The 17,573-nt window shown below is 43.9% G+C and carries 16 protein-coding genes; 10 read left to right on the top strand and 6 right to left on the bottom strand.

The window, feature by feature from the left end; all coding sequences use genetic code 11:
- Positions 1–4 precede the first annotated feature (4 nt).
- Positions 5–1,135 carry an FAD-dependent oxidoreductase gene (locus tag C1X04_RS05930; protein ID WP_110571619.1) on the top strand — a complete coding sequence of 377 codons (1,131 nt, stop codon included), beginning with the start codon at positions 5–7 and terminating at the stop codon, positions 1,133–1,135.
- Between the two features lie 114 nt (positions 1,136–1,249).
- Positions 1,250–2,245 (top strand): fumarylacetoacetate hydrolase family protein, encoded by a 996-nt coding sequence (locus C1X04_RS05935; RefSeq protein WP_137169424.1) that lies wholly within the window; start codon positions 1,250–1,252, stop codon positions 2,243–2,245.
- A 78-nt stretch (positions 2,246–2,323) separates the two neighbouring features.
- On the opposite strand, the gene C1X04_RS05940 is transcribed toward C1X04_RS05935, so the two are convergent.
- The 3 genes from C1X04_RS05940 to C1X04_RS05950 form a co-directional block, all read right to left on the bottom strand.
- The gene (locus tag C1X04_RS05940; protein ID WP_110571621.1) at positions 2,324–3,109 is read right to left on the bottom strand and encodes a cyclase family protein; all 786 of its coding nucleotides are present in this window, start codon (positions 3,107–3,109) and stop codon (positions 2,324–2,326) included.
- Between the two features lie 246 nt (positions 3,110–3,355).
- Entirely contained in the window at positions 3,356–5,620 is a 2,265-nt protein-coding gene (locus C1X04_RS05945) for a glycoside hydrolase family 3 N-terminal domain-containing protein (protein ID WP_137169425.1), read from the bottom strand.
- A 35-nt stretch (positions 5,621–5,655) separates the two neighbouring features.
- Positions 5,656–6,948 (bottom strand): hypothetical protein, encoded by a 1,293-nt coding sequence (locus tag C1X04_RS05950; RefSeq protein ID WP_137169426.1) that lies wholly within the window; start codon positions 6,946–6,948, stop codon positions 5,656–5,658.
- Positions 6,949–7,456: 508 nt separating this feature from the next.
- Here C1X04_RS05950 and C1X04_RS05955 point away from each other — a divergent pair.
- Entirely contained in the window at positions 7,457–8,368 is a 912-nt protein-coding gene (locus C1X04_RS05955) for a LysR family transcriptional regulator (RefSeq protein ID WP_110571624.1), read from the top strand.
- Here C1X04_RS05955 and C1X04_RS05960 read toward each other — a convergent pair.
- A complete protein-coding gene (locus tag C1X04_RS05960) occupies positions 8,352–9,233 on the bottom strand; it encodes a LysR family transcriptional regulator (protein ID WP_110571625.1) in 882 nt (293 codons plus the stop codon). The genes C1X04_RS05955 and C1X04_RS05960 overlap by 17 nt on opposite strands.
- Positions 9,234–9,360: 127 nt before the next feature.
- Between C1X04_RS05960 and C1X04_RS05965 the strand changes: the two genes are divergently transcribed.
- The 6 genes from C1X04_RS05965 (at position 9,361) to C1X04_RS05990 (ending at position 15,006) form a co-directional block, all read left to right on the top strand.
- The gene (locus C1X04_RS05965; protein WP_110571626.1) at positions 9,361–10,065 is read left to right on the top strand and encodes a CoA transferase subunit A; all 705 of its coding nucleotides are present in this window, start codon (positions 9,361–9,363) and stop codon (positions 10,063–10,065) included.
- 21 nt (positions 10,066–10,086) lie between these two features.
- A complete protein-coding gene (locus C1X04_RS05970; RefSeq protein ID WP_110571627.1) occupies positions 10,087–10,746 on the top strand; it encodes a CoA transferase subunit B in 660 nt (219 codons plus the stop codon).
- A gap of 46 nt (positions 10,747–10,792) precedes the next feature.
- Positions 10,793–11,968, top strand: a complete 1,176-nt coding sequence (locus C1X04_RS05975) for an acetyl-CoA C-acetyltransferase (RefSeq protein ID WP_137169427.1) — start codon at positions 10,793–10,795, stop codon at positions 11,966–11,968.
- A gap of 123 nt (positions 11,969–12,091) precedes the next feature.
- Positions 12,092–12,493, top strand: coding sequence for a TIGR00366 family protein (locus tag C1X04_RS05980; RefSeq protein WP_254682344.1), 402 nt, complete (start codon positions 12,092–12,094; stop codon positions 12,491–12,493).
- 240 nt (positions 12,494–12,733) lie between these two features.
- A complete protein-coding gene (locus C1X04_RS05985; protein ID WP_254682345.1) occupies positions 12,734–13,726 on the top strand; it encodes a short-chain fatty acid transporter in 993 nt (330 codons plus the stop codon).
- A gap of 230 nt (positions 13,727–13,956) precedes the next feature.
- Positions 13,957–15,006, top strand: coding sequence for a lipid A deacylase LpxR family protein (locus C1X04_RS05990; RefSeq protein ID WP_137169428.1), 1,050 nt, complete (start codon positions 13,957–13,959; stop codon positions 15,004–15,006).
- Between the two features lie 57 nt (positions 15,007–15,063).
- Here the strand turns inward: C1X04_RS05990 and C1X04_RS05995 are convergent, their stop codons facing one another.
- Positions 15,064–15,684, bottom strand: a complete 621-nt coding sequence (locus C1X04_RS05995; RefSeq protein WP_137169429.1) for a DsbA family protein — start codon at positions 15,682–15,684, stop codon at positions 15,064–15,066.
- On the bottom strand, positions 15,678–16,544 hold the full coding sequence (locus C1X04_RS06000) for an MBL fold metallo-hydrolase (RefSeq protein ID WP_137169430.1): 867 nt from the start codon (positions 16,542–16,544) through the stop codon (positions 15,678–15,680). Before C1X04_RS06000 ends, C1X04_RS05995 begins: the two co-directional genes overlap by 7 nt.
- Before the next feature lie 119 nt (positions 16,545–16,663).
- Here C1X04_RS06000 and C1X04_RS06005 point away from each other — a divergent pair, with 119 nt between their 5' ends.
- Entirely contained in the window at positions 16,664–17,563 is a 900-nt protein-coding gene (locus C1X04_RS06005) for a LysR family transcriptional regulator (RefSeq protein WP_137169431.1), read from the top strand.
- Positions 17,564–17,573 lie beyond the last annotated feature (10 nt).

A 17,573-nucleotide genomic window follows, 5' to 3' on the forward strand; every position in this document is an offset into this window, starting at 1 on the left:
TTTTATGGCTGCTGTAAATAAAGTGTTGGTTGTCGGCGGTGGTTTCTCTGGTATGGCGGCCGCTATCAAAATGCGCCGCAATGGTATTGAGGTGGATTTGGTAGAGATTGACCCTGAATGGTGTGAACTAGGTGCCGGTATTACCATTAATGGTGCGTCTATGCGCGCATTAGAGAGCCTTGGTTTGTACGAACAAGTGGTTGAACAAGGCTGTGTGACCGATGGTGTAGCCATTCATTTGGCTCACGGTCCTCTCGTTATGGAATTACCCACGCCAAGCCCTGTGGGTTCAAAGGTTGGCGGCAGTGGCGGTATTTTTCGTCCGACATTGGCGAGAATCATGTCGAATGCAACGATTGATTCTGGAGTGAATGTTCGTTTGGGTTGTACTTATACGGAAATTAAGCAATCTGAAACCTGCGCGAGTGTCACTTTTACCGACGGCACGACGAAGGACTACGATTTGGTAGTGGGGGCTGACGGCGTTCATTCTACATTGCGTAAAGAGTTTTTTCCTGAAGTTCCTGAACCAGAATACATTGGCCAGGGTGTTTGGCGTGCCATTATGCCTCGTCCAGCGGAGATTAATCGTGTCACTATGTGGATGGGCAGTCATCTAAAATTGGGAGTCAATCCTGTCTCTGAAACCCATATGTACATGTTTATTACTGAAGATCGTCCAACCAAAGAGCATATTGATAAAGCCACTTGGCCTAAAGTATTTGCAGGCTTGATGGAAAACTTCCCTAATCCAATTGTAAAAGCCTTGATTCCTCATGCTTTAAAAGAAGAAGCGAATATCGATTATCGTCCGCTTGCTAATTTGTTGGTGAAAACGCCTTGGAATAAAGGTCGTTTAGTGATGATAGGTGATACGGTTGCCGCAACCACACCACATCTTGCATCTGGTGCAGGTATTGGTATTGAGAGCGGTATTGTATTGGCTGACGAGTTAGCCACGAACAACTCTGTTGAAGAAGCGTTAGAACGTTTTCATGAACGTCGCTGGGATCGTTGTCGAATGGTTGTTGAAAATTCAGCTCGCTTATGTGACATCGAAATCAATGGTGGTGACAAAGCAGAACATTCTAAAATTATGGGGCAATCATTGATGGCATTGAGCCAACCTATTTAAGTCATTTTAGTTAATTCCCCCCTTTGAGCAGCGTGAGGGTGATTTCTGAGCGCTGCTTTCTTTCGTTATATCGACTCAACATAAAAACAGATAATCCGTTTAAGGAGTAATCTCATGAAGTTCGCAACCTTACCTAATGGGACATTAGATGGCCATTTAGTGGTGGTATCAAAAGATTTGAGCAAAGCAGTGGATGCTAGCGCTATTGCGCCTAATTTATTATCAGCGGTACAGAATTGGCACAAAAATGAGTCTGAGTTACAGGCTTTATATGAACAGCTTAATGCTGGAAAACGACAAGATGCGTTTGATTTTGACCCAAGTCGTTGTTGTGCGCCATTGCCAAGAAGCCCTCAATGGCTGGATGCGTCGGCTTTTTTAAATCACGGTAAGCTGATGGAAGAAGCGTTTAATACCGATCCGATTGCGGACTTTGATACGATTCCAGTTATGTATCAAGGTGCGAGCGATGACTTCCAAGGTCCTACAGTCGATATTCCTATGCCCAAAGAAGCCGATGGCATCGACTTTGAAGGAGAATTTGGTGTCGTAATGGCGGAGGTCCCCATGATGGCTTCTGTTGAAGAAACCGCTAAGGCTATTCGTCTTATTGTGCAGATTAACGATTGGAGTCTGCGTGCTCTTGGCCCTCGCGAAATGAATTCTGGCTTCGGCTTTTTGCAGGCGAAACCGTCTTCTAGCTTTGCACCTGTGGCTGTCACACCGGATGAATTGGGGGAGGCATGGAAAAACGGTAGAGTGAATATGTCTTTGCATGTTACGTGGAATGGCCAGCGTTTTGGTGAGCCTCACGGTAGTGAAATGAATTTTTCGTTTCCTGAATTAATGGTGCATGCTGCTCGAAGTCGTAAATTAACCGCTGGTTGTATCTTGGGTTCAGGAACGGTTTCTAACAAGTCTCGAGATGCCGGTTCTGCTTGCATTGCTGAACGTCGAGTCATTGAAAAAATCGATCTTGGTGAAATCCAAACTCAGTTTATGAAGTTTGGTGACAGGGTGCGAATGGAAGCGATGTTTGATGATGGTAGTGTAGGGCCGTTTGGTGTGATCGAGCAAAAAGTCGTGGCTAATTTAGTGAAATCGCAATAACAAAAGTCAACGTAACGAAAAGTGAAAGAAAAGGCGATTTATCTGCATAAATCGCCTGTTATTTTTTAAGTCGGTCAGTTAATCAAAAATAGCGACGGCACGAATAAAGCCCGCGGAACCATTTTTGATCTTATAGGGGAAGCAAGACACCATAAAACCATCCGCTGGTAGGCTTTCTAAGTTGGAAAGCTTTTCCATTTGTCCGTAACCAATATCACGTCCTGCTTTATGGCCCTCCCATATAATAGAAGCATCACCAGATTCAGCGAATTTTTCTCGAGTGTATTTGAATGGTGCATCCCAACTCCACGCATCAGTTCCGACAACTCGAACACCGCGCTCTAACAAATACATGGTTGCTTCTCGTCCCATGCCGACGCCAGCTTCCAAATAGCCAGGCTCGCCATAAATGCTACCAGCGCGAGTATTTACCAACACAATATCCAAAGGCTCAAGTGTATGGTTAATACGTTTTAGCTCAGCTTCTACTTCTGCTGCCGTAATAATGTGACCATCAGGGAAGTCACGAAAGTCCAGTTTTACACCCGGCTGCAAGCACCAATCTAATGGCAATTCATCTATACCGTAGGCAGGTTTACCGCCGTCAGTAGTAGACGCGTAGTGCCAAGGAGCATCCATGTGTGTTCCGTTGTGCGCGCTCATGACCATTTTTTCGACGGCCCACGCTTCGTTTCCTGGCATGTCTTCTTTGTTTAAACCTGGGAACATACTTGCCATTTCAGGCCAGCCTTCTTGATGATCTGTGTAATCTATTTTAGGCAAAAGTGGCGGTGGATCTGTGTATGGGTTGTTATCTAGTGCGACGGACAAATCGACAATGCGTCTTGTTTTGGATGGTTTCATTTAGTTACCTCTTTTTATTATTGTGCCTTTTATACATGGCAGTCGAATCAATCATAGAGAAAAGAAAGATTCAGTTTAAGTTGATAATAACCACATGACCTGTTGATGATATCAACTTGACTTTTGTTTGTTTAAATCCCCAAGGCACTATTAGAATGGTCGAAAGAAAGAAAAATGGCGCTGATACTAAAGCGCCATTTTTAGTGTAATCCGTTAGTGAAGCATCTTGATTAGTCTATGTTTTACTTAGTAAGTTAAGCCAAAGTTGTAATCAAATAAGGTGTCTTCTTTTGGATATCCAGGTGCGTCTGGTGCATTGTCAAGGACTGCTTTTAAGCTGTTTGGCAGAGCAAAAGGCATTTTGCCTTGTGGCGCAAAGCGTCCAGAAATAACGTCCATGAGCGCTTTGTTGTTGACTCCAAAACCAGCCAAAATAGCACCAGCGTTTTTCAAACCACTTGCCTCATCAAGCACATAAGGGTTACGGAAATAGATGTTAAGAATGGTGTTTTCAGCGCCCACTTCTTTCATCACGGCTTGAATGTCTTCTAGAGACGGCGAGATTTTCCACGACTCAGATGCCGCCATGCTAGTAAAGGAAAGGTTATTGACTTCCCATGGCACGGCACCGCCAAATATCAACCCTAGTCCAAACATATCATCAACACATAAGCGGTTAACCTGCGGAAACATATTGCATGGGTCTTCTGACCCCCATGTTTTATTCGTTAATGGATTGATATGTTTTGGGTTATTGCCTGTCGCAGCATCTTTTGTGCGATAGCTGCGCAACAGTGGACTGGCGTTTTTTACTTCGACTCTTATTAGTGCATAGTCACTGCCTTTTGCACTGGGTCTTGGTAAGGCTTTGCCATTCTTGTCAGTTGGTTCACCATTCACAATTTTATAGCCGTAGGGCGCGATGTCTTTTGGTGCCATACCCATAACATAAAGGTGAGCGCCTTGTTTAAGCGGTAGCACTTTTGTGTTGTTCGCTTGGGTCTTGTTTTGCAATAAGACAATGGACTTCTGCATAATTTCCATGGCTTTTTTCTGGTGCTTTTCATTGCCAATCGTCTGTTGAGCAATACCCTCAGTTACATAAGGATTCTCGAATAAACCTAGCTTGAACATGGGGGTTAACAGACGTTTTGCAGATTCATTGATACGCGCTTCAGTCAGTAGTTTTTGATCGACCAAGTCGGTAATGGTTTTCGCATCGTGGAAGCCTGAAATAGTATCGGCTCCGGCTTGAATCGCTTGTGCGACACGTTCTGGAACGGTTTTGTCTTCCAGTCCCCATGCTCTGGCATCGACGATTCCGGTGTCGGTATTCACATAGCCTTTAAAGCCCATTTCGTCACGCAACAAGTCGGTAACAATTTGTTTAGAGAATGATGAGCCCAATTGTTCGTATTTTACGCCATTATGGACAACGTCAATGGGCACGCCGTAGTAAGGCATGATCGAAGAAACACCAGCATCAATCGCCGCTTGAAAGGGCTTAAGGTGTTGTTCAAATTGACCAGCCGGGTAGACTTGATTTTTACCAAAGGAATAGTGGGGATCAAGGCCCATTTCTTGCGGTCCACCTCCGGGAAAATGCTTAAGCGTAAGGGCAATATTCGTGTCTGGATTGACCGGCCCACCTTGTAGACCTTCTACCAATCCGGTCATGATGCTCGCATCTAGGTCGGCATTTTCAGTGAAGGTTTCGTGGAAGCGGTGCCAGCGAGGTTCGGTGCCCAAGTCTGCCATGTAACCATACATGCCGCGCAATCCAATGGAGCGCCATTCGCTTCCGATAACTTCTGAAAAGGTTTTGATTACTTCCATACCTTGTCCTGGGTGAAGGGCTTCTTCACCTAACACGGCGGCGGCTAAACCTGGTTCTTTTGGGAACTGGGTAAAGGCGCCTGCTGCTTCGTTAATGCCGACTTTCGGATCTTTATCGAAATGGTTTCGTGCATTGGACTTCTGCAAGACAGGGATACCCAAACGGCTATTTTCCGCCATTTCTTGGATTTGGTTCATATAATGAGCGGATTCTGCAGGCGTGAGTGATGAGCCTGCGAAAATGCCTCGATCGGGACCGCATCGAGTGTCATTAGTGACCACGTTACGGAAAATGAAACGACGCATATTTTGGCTTTTGATGTAATGTTGCGCCGTATCCTGTGGCAAGCCTTCACAGCCGCTGTTGAGCGTATCGATCAACATTAAACCTGCTTTTTCTTGTAGTGTCATTTGCTTAACTAGGTTGTCTACACGAAGCGGAGTAGGTAGACGCCAATCTTCATATGGGTCAAGTTGACCGTTTTGATTGAGATCTTTAAATGATAAGCCATCAATAGCTAAGATTGGTTTTATTTTGCTCACCAAGTTGGCTTGCTTGGTTGTAACGTCTTCAGTGAAATTGCCTTGAGGACTGGCGCTGCAGCCCGCCAGCAGTGCAATAGCACTGCTTAGGGTCAACAAACGCTCCACAGATCTTATTGTTTTTTTAGCCATATTATTCTCATTTTAATCATGCAATATAAAGGTTTTTAGAATTCGTAGCTTACTTTGGCTATTAAGGTTGTTCCATCAAAGTTGCTCGTTTTTCCATTACTGTCTAGGTAAGGCGTGTTGTCTCGACCACGACGAATAGAAGAGTTGGGTCCACCCATTAGACTAAGCTCAAGACCTGGCACATCGCTTGGTGTATAGAAAACGGCGCCACCAACTTCGTATTCGTATAAATCTTGTCCTTGGTACTCAAAGCCAAAGCCATAGCGGGCAAGTAAACCAAACTTCACTTCTTGGCTGTATCGATGGAAATAATTCAAAGAAATTACGTTTTCTTGATCATTGTAAAAATCTTTACTGACGCCGTTGGCAATGGTGTTATCGTTGCCTTTTGAATTACCGGAAAGGTTGTTCTCAAATCGACCCAAGCTGTTCTTTCTGTCTGCTGAGACATAAGCGTAGCCAACAGTAAAAACGCCTGAGGGCAAAAAGAAATCCGTCTTTATTTCTGCAATGTAAGCGTTATCATCAAAGAAGCGGTTACGAGCTGATTGCGCTTTATATTTTGATAGTGCTTGAGCATGAAAGACTTTGGCAGAGACTTTTTTGGCCGTCAGTTGTTTGCTGTATCCAAAGAATTGACTTCTTACATAGTCTTGTCCTTCCCCGATATGGTATTGGAAAGACTGGCCACCATTTTTGTACTCAGCCGCTACGGTATAAATGAAATCTATTTCTTTTTGGTCTTTTGTTTTTAGGTCATCCACATCTGGATCATTTGGTGTTGTATAAGCGGTCAGATAACCTGCTTTAAAATTCCAGTTTTCGGAGTCTATATCAGCCGTTACGCCCATGTAAGCACTATCGGTAATGTCTCCATCCCGTGTAACAGCGCCGAAGTTCTTCAAAACACGAAGCCCTTCGTACAAGTTGATATTAGTGTTGTTGTCCGTAGTGAACTTTTGCTTTAGAAAAGCTTGGGTGAATTTGTTAAACCCTTCTGCGCTTCTTTTACCGTTGTCATCCACTTTTACCTTAAAATATTGCTTAGCAAGGAATGCGTCACCCGTATCAATCGGCTCAACCGCCAATAAGCTTAAATTAAAGCCATAATGATCGGCCGCATACACGGAATCAAAGTCATAAGTAGCGGACTGAGCCCAGTTCAATAAATCCGATTTGCCTGTTCTATCGTAACGCCCACTTCTTGTGTCGTCATAGGTATTTTGCAATTTGAATGTGTGATCACTGTCTTTTAAAAAGTCGATTACACCAGCGTTTACGTAAGTAATAGGCGATAAAATACATAGTGCGATAGCTGTTTTTTTCATACGTTTCTCTCTTTTTATTTTTATATTTTTGCGTTTTTCAAACAGAGTGCCCACATAAGTTCAGCTCAATAAAGCAGCAAATTGATGCTCTATGTTCACTGTGACAGTAGCGGTTTGTGGGGCTGTTTCGTTTAGATTAATGCTGCATTAATCAGCATTCGCTAAGTCAAGATACTGGCTTGGGTTGTTGGTGTGCTTGTATAGAATGGTTGGCGTTTTTGCCATTGGCGGAAAAGTAGATTCATCATATTCACTCCAGATTATTATTTTTATTGTGGTTCAACTAGATTGCTTGGCTGTTCATAAATTTGACGGTTAAGCAAGTCATCACATCTGATGAAAATCATGGTAGAGAAAAAAAATATATTCTTTAAATGAATAATATTTCTATTAAGTATCTATGGTATCGATTTGACCATTATGATAAATACAAGGCAGATTAAAAAAGCAAGGCGTGTTATGTCACACCTTGTTGACGCTTTCTGGCACGAAAAAGAGAATAAAAACAATGCATTTTCGAAAACTTGATCTGAATTTATTGGTGGCGTTAGACGCTCTGATCCGTAATCAGAATGTGAGTCTAGCAGCCGAAGAGTTACACCTAAGTCAATCGGCCATGAGTAGCTCATTGTCTCGATTGCGTCGATATTTTAACGATGATCTGTTAATTCAAACGGGGCGAAGAATGACGTTAAGCCCTTTAGCTGAGCAATTAGAGCAGCCAATTCGTGACATCTTGGTAAAAATAGACGCCTCTATAATGCTCAAGCCGGGTTTTGATCCAACTACTTCCGACCGAGAGTTTCGTATTTGCGTATCAGATTACATGCTTCATACGCTTATTCCTTATGTGATAGAGATGACTCAAGCGCAAGGTTGTACAGTGAAGTTGAACTTTTTGCCTCAGGTGAGTGATCCAAAGAAAGAGCTGGATCGTGGTGAGGCGGATTTGCTGATCATGCCAGATATTTTTTGTTCCGATTTTCACCTTAGTGAGCCTTTAATCACCGATGAATTTGCTTGTGTGGTGTGGGATCAAAGTGATCTGGCTAAAGATCAGATGACGATGGAAACCTTTATGTCGGCGGGTCATATTTGTATGCAACCACCCAATTCCAATCCATCTTTTGAAACTCATGCTTATGAATCGCAAGGTATTTCACGTCGTGTTGATGTGCGGACATTTAGTTTTTCGTGCATTCCAAATTTAATTGTTGGTACTAATTTAATCGCCACTTTACAGAGGCGGCTTATCGATAAATCCATTACACAAGGGATGCCCTTAAAGTCCTTCGCTACTCCTGTAGCCTTGCCCACGCTGTGTGAAAGTATGCAATGGCATAAATATCAAAATGCGGATTTGGGGATTATTTGGTTAAGACAATTAATGTTGGAAGCGGTTGCTAAGCATATGTGTTGATCAATACATCAAGCATCGCAGCGGCAGCAATAGATAGGTGTGACCTTGGTTGGCATATAACGCCCACCCTACGGCAAATTTCCGGTTCAATGACAGCACGACAAACAGCGCCTTGTTCTAAGGCTTGTTGCTGACACAAGGCGGGGACAACGGCAACGCCCATGCCTTCGCTGACCATGCGTCCTACCGTCGCAAGTTGGTGAGCATCAAATGCGACATTGAGTTCGATGTTTGCTTCATTGAGTGCGCTTTCAATCATAGTTCGAACGCTGGAAGGGCGTTGTAAGGTAATGAAGTCGTATTGCAGAAGTGCCGTCCAAGTCACTTCGTCTTGCTCTATGAGGGGATGGTTTTTTGGTAAAATAGCGATGAACCTGTCTTCGTAAAGTGGGTAAAAAGACAAATCCACCAGATTGCTTGGCTCAAATGAGATCCCAAGTTCCACTTGGTTGTTACGAACCATTTCTACCACTATGTCAGATAACACATCATCGATGGCCACCTGAATGTTCGGATAAGACGAGTGATAATTACGGATCGCTTTAGGCAACAACGATGCCGCGAAAGAGGGCATGGCAGCGATAGTGATTTTGCCCATTTGCAGCGCAAACCGCTGTTTCATTTCATCTTCGGCATTTTCCCATTGCGCCAGTAATCGTCTAGCGATAGGAGCAAGCGCTTCCCCCTCTGGCGTTAAGGCGATATGACGTGTTGTACGAGTAAATAACTTGCCACCTAAATTGTCCTCTAGGCTTTTAATAGACAGGCTCAGGGCCGGTTGTGATAAGTGCAATTGCGTCGCTGCGCTGGCAAAACTCATGGACTCGGCGACAGCGAGGAAGGCTCGAACTTGTTTGATGTTCATTTAGGAATGCTTCTATAGGATTATTATTTTGAAAAACTTATCAATAAATAGAAAAAACAAATTTAATTAATTTATCTGCTTGGGTCAAACTGTTGGAAAGTAAAAATAATAAGATAGGAGAACTAATATGGCCGGTTTTGACAAAGTTGTCGCTTCATTTGAAGAGGCCATGGTCGGACTTGAAGATGGTATGACGATACTGGCAGGAGGCTTTGGTCTTTGCGGTATCCCTGAAAACCTAATCGCTGAGATAAAACGTAAAGGCACAAAAGGTTTAACCGTTGTTTCTAATAACTGTGGCGTAGACGGTTTTGGTTTGGGCATTCTGCTTGAAGATAAGCAAATCACCAAAATGGTGTCGTCCTATGTGGGTGAAAACGCCTTATTTGAAAAGCAACTATTGAATGGCGAACTGGAAGTTGAGCTGACGCCCCAAGGCACCTTGGCTGAGAAAATGCGTGCAGGTGGTGCGGGGATTCCAGCTTTTTATACTGCGACAGGCGTCGGTACTCCAGTTGCCGAGGGCAAAGAAACCAAAGAATTTAATGGTCGAGAATACTTGCTAGAAGAAGCTATTGTTGGCGACTTCGCGATTGTAAAAGGCTGGAAAGCAGACCGTTACGGCAATGTTATTTATCGCCACACCGCACAAAACTTTAATCCTCTCGCCGCGACCGCAGGCAAAATCACTGTTGTAGAAGTGGAAGAAATCGTGGAAGTCGGTGAACTTGATCCCGCACAGATTCATACACCAGGTATTTATGTTAACCGAGTTGTTCTTGGTACGTTCGAAAAACGCATAGAAAAAAGAACCGTTAAAACAGCAGAATAATAGAATAAAAAGAGGTTTCTTATGTCACTTACTAGAGAGCAAATGGCGCAACGAGTCGCCCAAGAATTACAAGACGGTTTTTACGTTAACCTTGGTATTGGTATTCCTACTTTAGTGGCCAATTACGTCCCTGAGAATATGGAAGTCATGTTGCAATCTGAAAATGGTTTGCTGGGTATGGGTGAGTTTCCAACGGAAGAAACCATCGATGCAGACATGATCAACGCTGGCAAGCAAACTGTCACAACCGTGAAAGGTGCGTCTATCTTTTCTTCTGCCGAGTCTTTTGCCATGATCCGTGGCGGCCATGTGGATTTGACTGTGCTGGGTGCGTTTGAGGTGGATGTGAATGGCAACATTGCCTCTTGGATGATTCCCAACAAACTGATCAAAGGTATGGGCGGCGCCATGGATTTGGTCGCAGGCGCAGAGAATATCATTGTCACCATGACTCATGCTTCTAAAGATGGTGAATCCAAACTCTTGTCTAATTGTTCCTTGCCGCTCACTGGCAAAGGCTGTATTAAAAAAGTCCTCACCGATTTAGCTTGGCTGGAAATTGCTGACGGTGCTTTTGTGTTGAAAGAAAGAGCGCCTGGTGTTTCAGTAGAAGAGATTGTTGAAAAAACACAGGGTAAATTGATCGTTCCCGATCATGTGCCAGAAATGCAATTTGCCTAATCCGTTACTCCATAGCGTATTTAACCAATCGTGAAAGGACTTGTTTATGAAAGCCGTTATTGTAGCAGCAGCACGAACTCCCATTGGCGCTTTTAATGGCGCTTTATCCTCCCTTAGTGCCGTTCAAATTGGGACGCAACTATTGTCTGGTATGTTGGCTAAGCAACCTATTTTGAAAGATCACATTGAAGATGTGATTTTAGGCCAAGTGTTGACCGCTGGCTGTGGCCAAAACCCAGCTCGCCAAACGGCCGTGCATGCAGGCTTACCGCATCATGTTTCCGCGATGACGATCAATAAAGTCTGTGGCTCGGGTTTAAAAGCGGTGCAACTTGCAGCGCAAGCCGTGTTGAACGGTGATGCCAGTATGGTGGTTGCAGGTGGTCAAGAAAGCATGAGTCAAGCGGCACATGTGTTACCAAACAGTCGCACAGGTAAGAAAATGGGTAACTGGGAATTGTTGGATTCCATGGTGACTGACGGCCTATGGGATGCATTTAATGATTACCATATGGGCCAAACCGCTGAAAATATTGCCAATCGTTGGAATATTAGCCGCCAAGAACAAGACACTTTTGCCGCCAGCTCTCAGCAAAAAGCGGCACAAGCACAAGCGGCTGGTCGATTTGTGGAGGAGATTCAGCCGATTTCCATTCCCCAGCGCAAAGGTGAGCCGATCATAGTGGATGCTGATGAGCAAATTCGTTCTGATACGTCGACAGAGTCTCTTGCTAAATTGCGTCCTGCGTTTACAAAAGAAGGGACGGTGACCGCAGGCAATGCGTCTACGCTAAATGATGGCGCAGCCATGGTGGTCGTGACGTCTGATGAAGAAGCTAAGCGTTTAGGTTTGCCCATTCTCGCGGTTATTGAGGCGGCAAGCGGAGCCGGTGTCGATCCTGAAATCATGGGAACGGGACCGATAGCAGCGACTCAAAAAGTGCTTAACAAAGCGAAGTGGCAAGTCGCTGATCTGGATCTTGTTGAGGCCAACGAAGCTTTTGCAGTGCAGGCTTTGTGTGTCAATAAAGAACTTGGATTAGAAGCTGATAAGGTGAATGTAAATGGCGGTGCTGTGGCGCTGGGCCATCCTATTGGTGCTTCTGGTTGTCGAATTTTGGTTACCTTGCTTCATGAAATGCAGCGTCAAGATCTTAACAAAGGCTTAGCGACCTTGTGTATTGGCGGCGGTATGGGCGTTGCTATGTTAGTTTCTCGTTAATCATTCGATTTAACAACTGTAAAAGATAATAAAAGCAAAACTTTGGCAGAAAGTGGTGTGACCACTTTCTGCTTTCGCTTTTGTTTGTCATCTCATAAAAACTATAAAAATAGGATAGAACTGATGAATACCCTTGAACAAAAACAAACAGGCTTACAAAAAGTAAGTCAATTCTTCGTTACTTTGCTACAGCGTTACCTTCCTGATCCTTTTATTTTCGCCATCGTTTTAACATTCGTTGTGTTTTTATTGGTAATGCCCAGTACTGGGCAAGGGCCAATGCAAGTAGTAAACGCTTGGGCAGGTGGGTTTTGGAATTTGCTTAGTTTCTCTATGCAGATGGCAATGGTGGTTGTTACGGGTCATGCCATGGCAAGTGCGCCAGCGTTCAAACGAAAATTAGCAATGTTGGCTGATATCGCCAAAACACCGGGGCAAGCTATTATTCTAGTTACTGTTATCAGTGCGATGGCATGTTGGGTTAACTGGGGCTTTGGAAAGGGAAGGAGCGGACAAGTTCTCTAAGTCTCAGTCTTTCAGAGAAATCGTCAGACAAGGCGCGATTCTGAAGGAATGTAGGCACCTTGTAAGGAAGCGCAACACTGTATGTCGTTTTCTCTGAAAGACCCGAAGGGCATGTCCTAAAAACCTGTCTTCATTGTTGAGCACCTCGTCAATAGTGCACTATTAACATTCGGCACTCGCCTCGAATACATGTTTTTATTTACATGCTGAGACAAGAAAACTTGTCCGCTCCTTCCCTCTGTGGGAGCTATTTTTGCCAAAGAAATTGCCGCTCGTGTTAAAGGTGTAGACTACCGCTTATTGATTGCTTCTGCTTACAGCGGTTTTTTATTTTGGCATGCTGGTTTATCTGGATCGATTCCCTTGTCTATCGCCGGCGGTGCGAATATAGAAAAGGTGACTAATGGTGCGGTGACAGGACCAATTTCTACCTCTGAAACGCTTTTCTCAACCATGAACCTAACCATTTTGGCGGTGATGTTTATTACGATTCCATTGTTGAACCGTTTGATGCATCCAGCACCACAAGACACAATTACCATTGACGCTGAATTATTAAAAGAGCAAGTCGTCGATACGCCAAGTAAAGCTGATATGAGCCCAGCAGAACGTCTTGAAAATAGCCGTGCTTTGTCCATGCTGTTAGGTGTGATGGGCTTTGCTTACGTGATTTACTATTTTGTGAATAACGGTTTCGCACTGAACCTAAATATAGTGAATTTTACCTTCTTGTTTTCCGCTGTTTTGCTTCATGGCACACCAAAAAGCCTGTTGAACTCGGTTTCTCAAGGGGCACGTAACTGCTCTGGCATTTTGCTGCAGTTCCCATTCTATGCTGGGATCATGGGTATGATGACAGCAACGGGAGATTCCGGTGTGTCGTTAGCTGGTGTAATTTCTCAGGCATTTGTGTCTATTTCAAATGAAACGACTTTTCCGCTTTTCACTTTTTTGAGCGCTGGCATCGTTAACTTCTTTGTTCCTTCTGGTGGCGGTCAATGGGCGGTACAAGCTCCTATAATGATGCCAGCGGGTGCTGCGTTAGGCGTTGATGCTGCGAAAACGGCTATGGCGATTGCTTGGGGTGATGCGTGGACAAATATGATTCAACCATTCTGGGCATTGCCAGCACTGGCTATTGCAGGTCTTGGTGCAAAAGATGTGATGGGCTATTGTTTAATGGCTTTGATCGGCTCAGGTGTGATTATTTCGTTAGGTTTTTTGATTTTCTAATATAAAATACCCAATAGGGCGTTCATTGCTTGAAAAATTTTAGCTATGTTCGCCTTATCTTTCCCATTTAATGCACAAATTGAACTATTCTTGAAAATTATATGTAATCCTTCCTTTCATTTCCATAATGTTATAACTCTTAGTCGTCCTCTCCCGCATAATTTCTATTTATAATATCTGTAAACTTAATAATTTTAAGATGCAAGGTGCTTACGCAGCGGGGAGCTTTCATGCTACAGGTGTTAAACAAAGACGATCAAAAAAGATTGATTACAGATAAAGATGCAGTAGCGAAAAGCCTCGTAAAGTACTCTTTAAATAGTTTATTTCTGTTGTTTGGAATGTCTGCGTATGCCAGCCAGAGTTGGATGTCTGTTACTTTAGATAATGATGTTTTTGTGAACGAAGACAGCGGTTATACCAATGGTCTGTATGTGACACATTACGATGTGAATGAGTCTGGTCGTAGCCCTCATTGGCCAGATTTTTGGGTAAAGCCTCTAATGTGGAGTATGCCTGATGGGGAAGTGCAATCTTCTGCCAATGTCTACAGTTTTGGACAAACATTAAATACCGCAGAAGATTTGACTTTGCATAACCCGCCAGAAGGGTCTTTCCCGTATTCTGCTTTGCTCAGTATGAACAATACCTATATTACAACTCGAGAAGATTACGCTGATCGTGTCAGTACCACTATTGGTATTGTGGGGCCTCTGGCAATGGGCAAAGAGACGCAAAAAGGCTTTCATAAAATCATTGGAGCGCAAGACCCTAAAGGCTGGGACACTCAGCTGCATAACGAATTGGTGTTCGAGTTATCTCGTAGCCGTGTTTGGCGATCTTGGGTTTCCGACAACGATACTATGGATGTGTTGACGGGCGGGAATCTTAGTGTAGGTACGTTAAGAAGTGAGGCTAATACCGGTATTATGTACCGATATGGTCGTAACTTAAAAAAGTCTTATCCCACCATTCTCTTGACGGATAACCGTATGTCTAATCCGACCGCAGTGGACAGCGGTTGGTTTGTTTATGCGGGTTTACAAGCTGGGTATACTTTTAATCAGATTTTCACCGATGGTAATACTTTCCGTGATAGTCGCTCAATTGATTATGACCACACTAACACGTTATTCAGTACGGGATTTAGTTACGCTTGGGAAGGCATTGCCGTTGCGTTTGCTATTAATACACCCTTCACAATAAATGGTGACGAGCATGATAGAAAGATGGATCGATTTAGTCGTTATGGGACATTGACCTTTGCTTGGCAGCTATGAGAATGGGTGATGAAAGATAAAAGCCTTCTCTGTGAGTTTAGAGAAGGCTTTATAGGTTTAAACTAATTCAGCTAAATAGTCTTGCCACTCTGCTGGCTTACCATAGTACTTGCTGTGTTCGAGCCTAATGAATTGATTATTTCTTTCAACAATCATTGTTGGATAGCCACTGACTCTTAATTCCCCCATCAAGCGATGACTTTCCTCTACTTTACTCAGCATCTTGGCTTCAGACTGTGCCATTTTTTCGTTCCAAGTGGCTTTGTCTAAACCCATAGACGCAGCAAGTTCTGCTAAGGTATCTAACTCGTCCAGATGTTTACCATCTTGGTAATGTGCTTTCTGAATGGCTGCCAACATGACATGTGCTTTGATGCCCATCTCTTGACCAACAAAAAAGGCACGCGTTGTTGAGTAGGAATCCACAATAAAATCGCCAGTTCCCGCCACTCTTGCTTTATAAGCATCGCCAAAGTGTGCTTTTGTCATGAGTGCAATTTGTTTATCCGCCTGCAAAATGTGCTGTCTAAACGAAGGGTCAATTACTTGTTTTGGGATCATACCTCCAGGGTGATAAATGACCTCAAATTCAGGCATATCAGCCAACACACCGAGCAGAGACGATGCTCCATAACACCAACCACACATAGGGTCGAAGAAATAATGTACCTTTACCATGACATTTCACCTTTATGAACTTTCGCTGCGATATCCAAACTTAAAGCGCCTTTAGCATCTGGGAATTTGGCTGACATGGCGTTAATAAGCTCAGCACTGTTTTTACTCTCTTTCTTCGCTTTCTGAAAGATTTTGATGTAATTCAGAGAGTGCGAAATGCTATTTGAATCCAGTTTTGTTCCAGGTGCCATGTGACCTGGAATAACGACCGCAGGTTTGAGCGCCAGCATTTCTTGTAATTGTGCCGTCCAAGCAGCTTGAGCTGCATCAGATTGTGCATCTGCCATCCATAGGTGCATGTTTGCGTACACAGCGACATTCCCCAGAATAGCTTTGTTTTCTGGAATCCAAAGATAAGGACGATGTGCAAACGCGCCTTCCGTGCCACGAATATCGATAGCATGGCCGTCTACCATCAAAGTCGATTTATCGTAAGCCTTTGGAATAATTGGGTTTACTGGAGCGTTGTCGCCCATTTTAGGAGCCCAAAAAGCCAATTTTCCTGCCAGTTTTTCCTCAATCACTTTTTTAACCGCAGGCGTAGTGACGATATCCGCTTGAGGGAAAATAGCGTGTAGCGTCTCGGCACCGAAGTAATAATCAGGATCGGCTTGGCTAATGAAAATGGTTTTTAGCTCTTTATGAGAATCCAGCACTTTTGCTGCAATACGCAATGCATCGGCTTTGGTAAAACCAGTGTCGATAAGCAGCGCTTCCGTTTCACCATATACCAAAGTGGATGTCACATTAAAGCTGTTGGCGTCTGCATTATATACATCTAGTGTTAATGGCTTGGTGTCTGCTGCAAAAGCAGCATGAGCGATAATCGCGGAAGCCGCGAATGTAATCAGTTTTTTCATCTTTATCTCCAAAGAGTGATTATGTAATTCATGTGCTCATAATAGGGAATTGATGTGCTCGGAAAAATACACAATAATGAGCATGATTATTTCTTATATCGTGCAAGTGGGTGGGTGAAATGGACAGAGTTATTGCGGCTAAGGTTTTTATCGATGTTGCTCAATCGCGGAGCTTTTCTCGCACCGCAGATCGCTTAAATATGTCGCGTCCCATGGTGACACGTTATATCGAAGCCATGGAAGACTGGTTAAAAATCCGCTTGTTGCACCGCACAACCCGAAAAATATCACTCACCAGTGCGGGCGAAGCCTGTTTAAAAGACGTGGAACAGTGGTTGGAGCAAGCGGATAAAATCACCGCTTTGGTGAATACCAGTGAGGAGTTGTCAGGCTTGGTGCGAATCACGTCGAGCATGTCGTTTGGCTTTTCCCAATTGATGCCTGCCATTCAAGACTTTATGGAGCAGAACCCCAACGTTCATATCGATATGGATCTAGAAGACAGCACCGCCGACTTAACGGAAAAAAGCATCGACCTTGCCATTCGCATTGCTTCGAATCCGGATCCGTCTTTAATCGGTAAACCCATTGCCATGTGTGAATCTGTGCTGGTGGCGTCTCCTGCTTACCTTGAAAAAGTACGGCAAACCCTAGGCGAAATCCAAGATCCGCAAGACTTAATCAATCACGCTTGTTTGGGGTATAAAAACTTTGAACGGCATATCTGGCACCTTTCTAAAGGTGATCAGTTTGAATCGGTGAGTGTTAATTGTCGCCTAAGCATTAACGAAGCCACAGCGCTTTTGCACGCCACATTGAATGGTATGGGAGTTTGCCTGCAGCCTACTTATTTAGCCAATCGTTACATTAACGATGGCAGCCTGTGCCATGTACTACCAGATTGGAAACCCAAAGACCTGACGATCTACGCACTTTATTCATCCCGAAAGCATTTATCGCCCAATGTACGCGCCTTGATCGATCATTTGGAAAGCTACTTTGCCAAGCATCCTTGGTGAGAATTCTTGG

This window comes from Marinomonas sp. FW-1 (genome assembly GCF_005222245.1).
Taxonomy (GTDB): domain Bacteria; phylum Pseudomonadota; class Gammaproteobacteria; order Pseudomonadales; family Marinomonadaceae; genus Marinomonas; species Marinomonas alcarazii.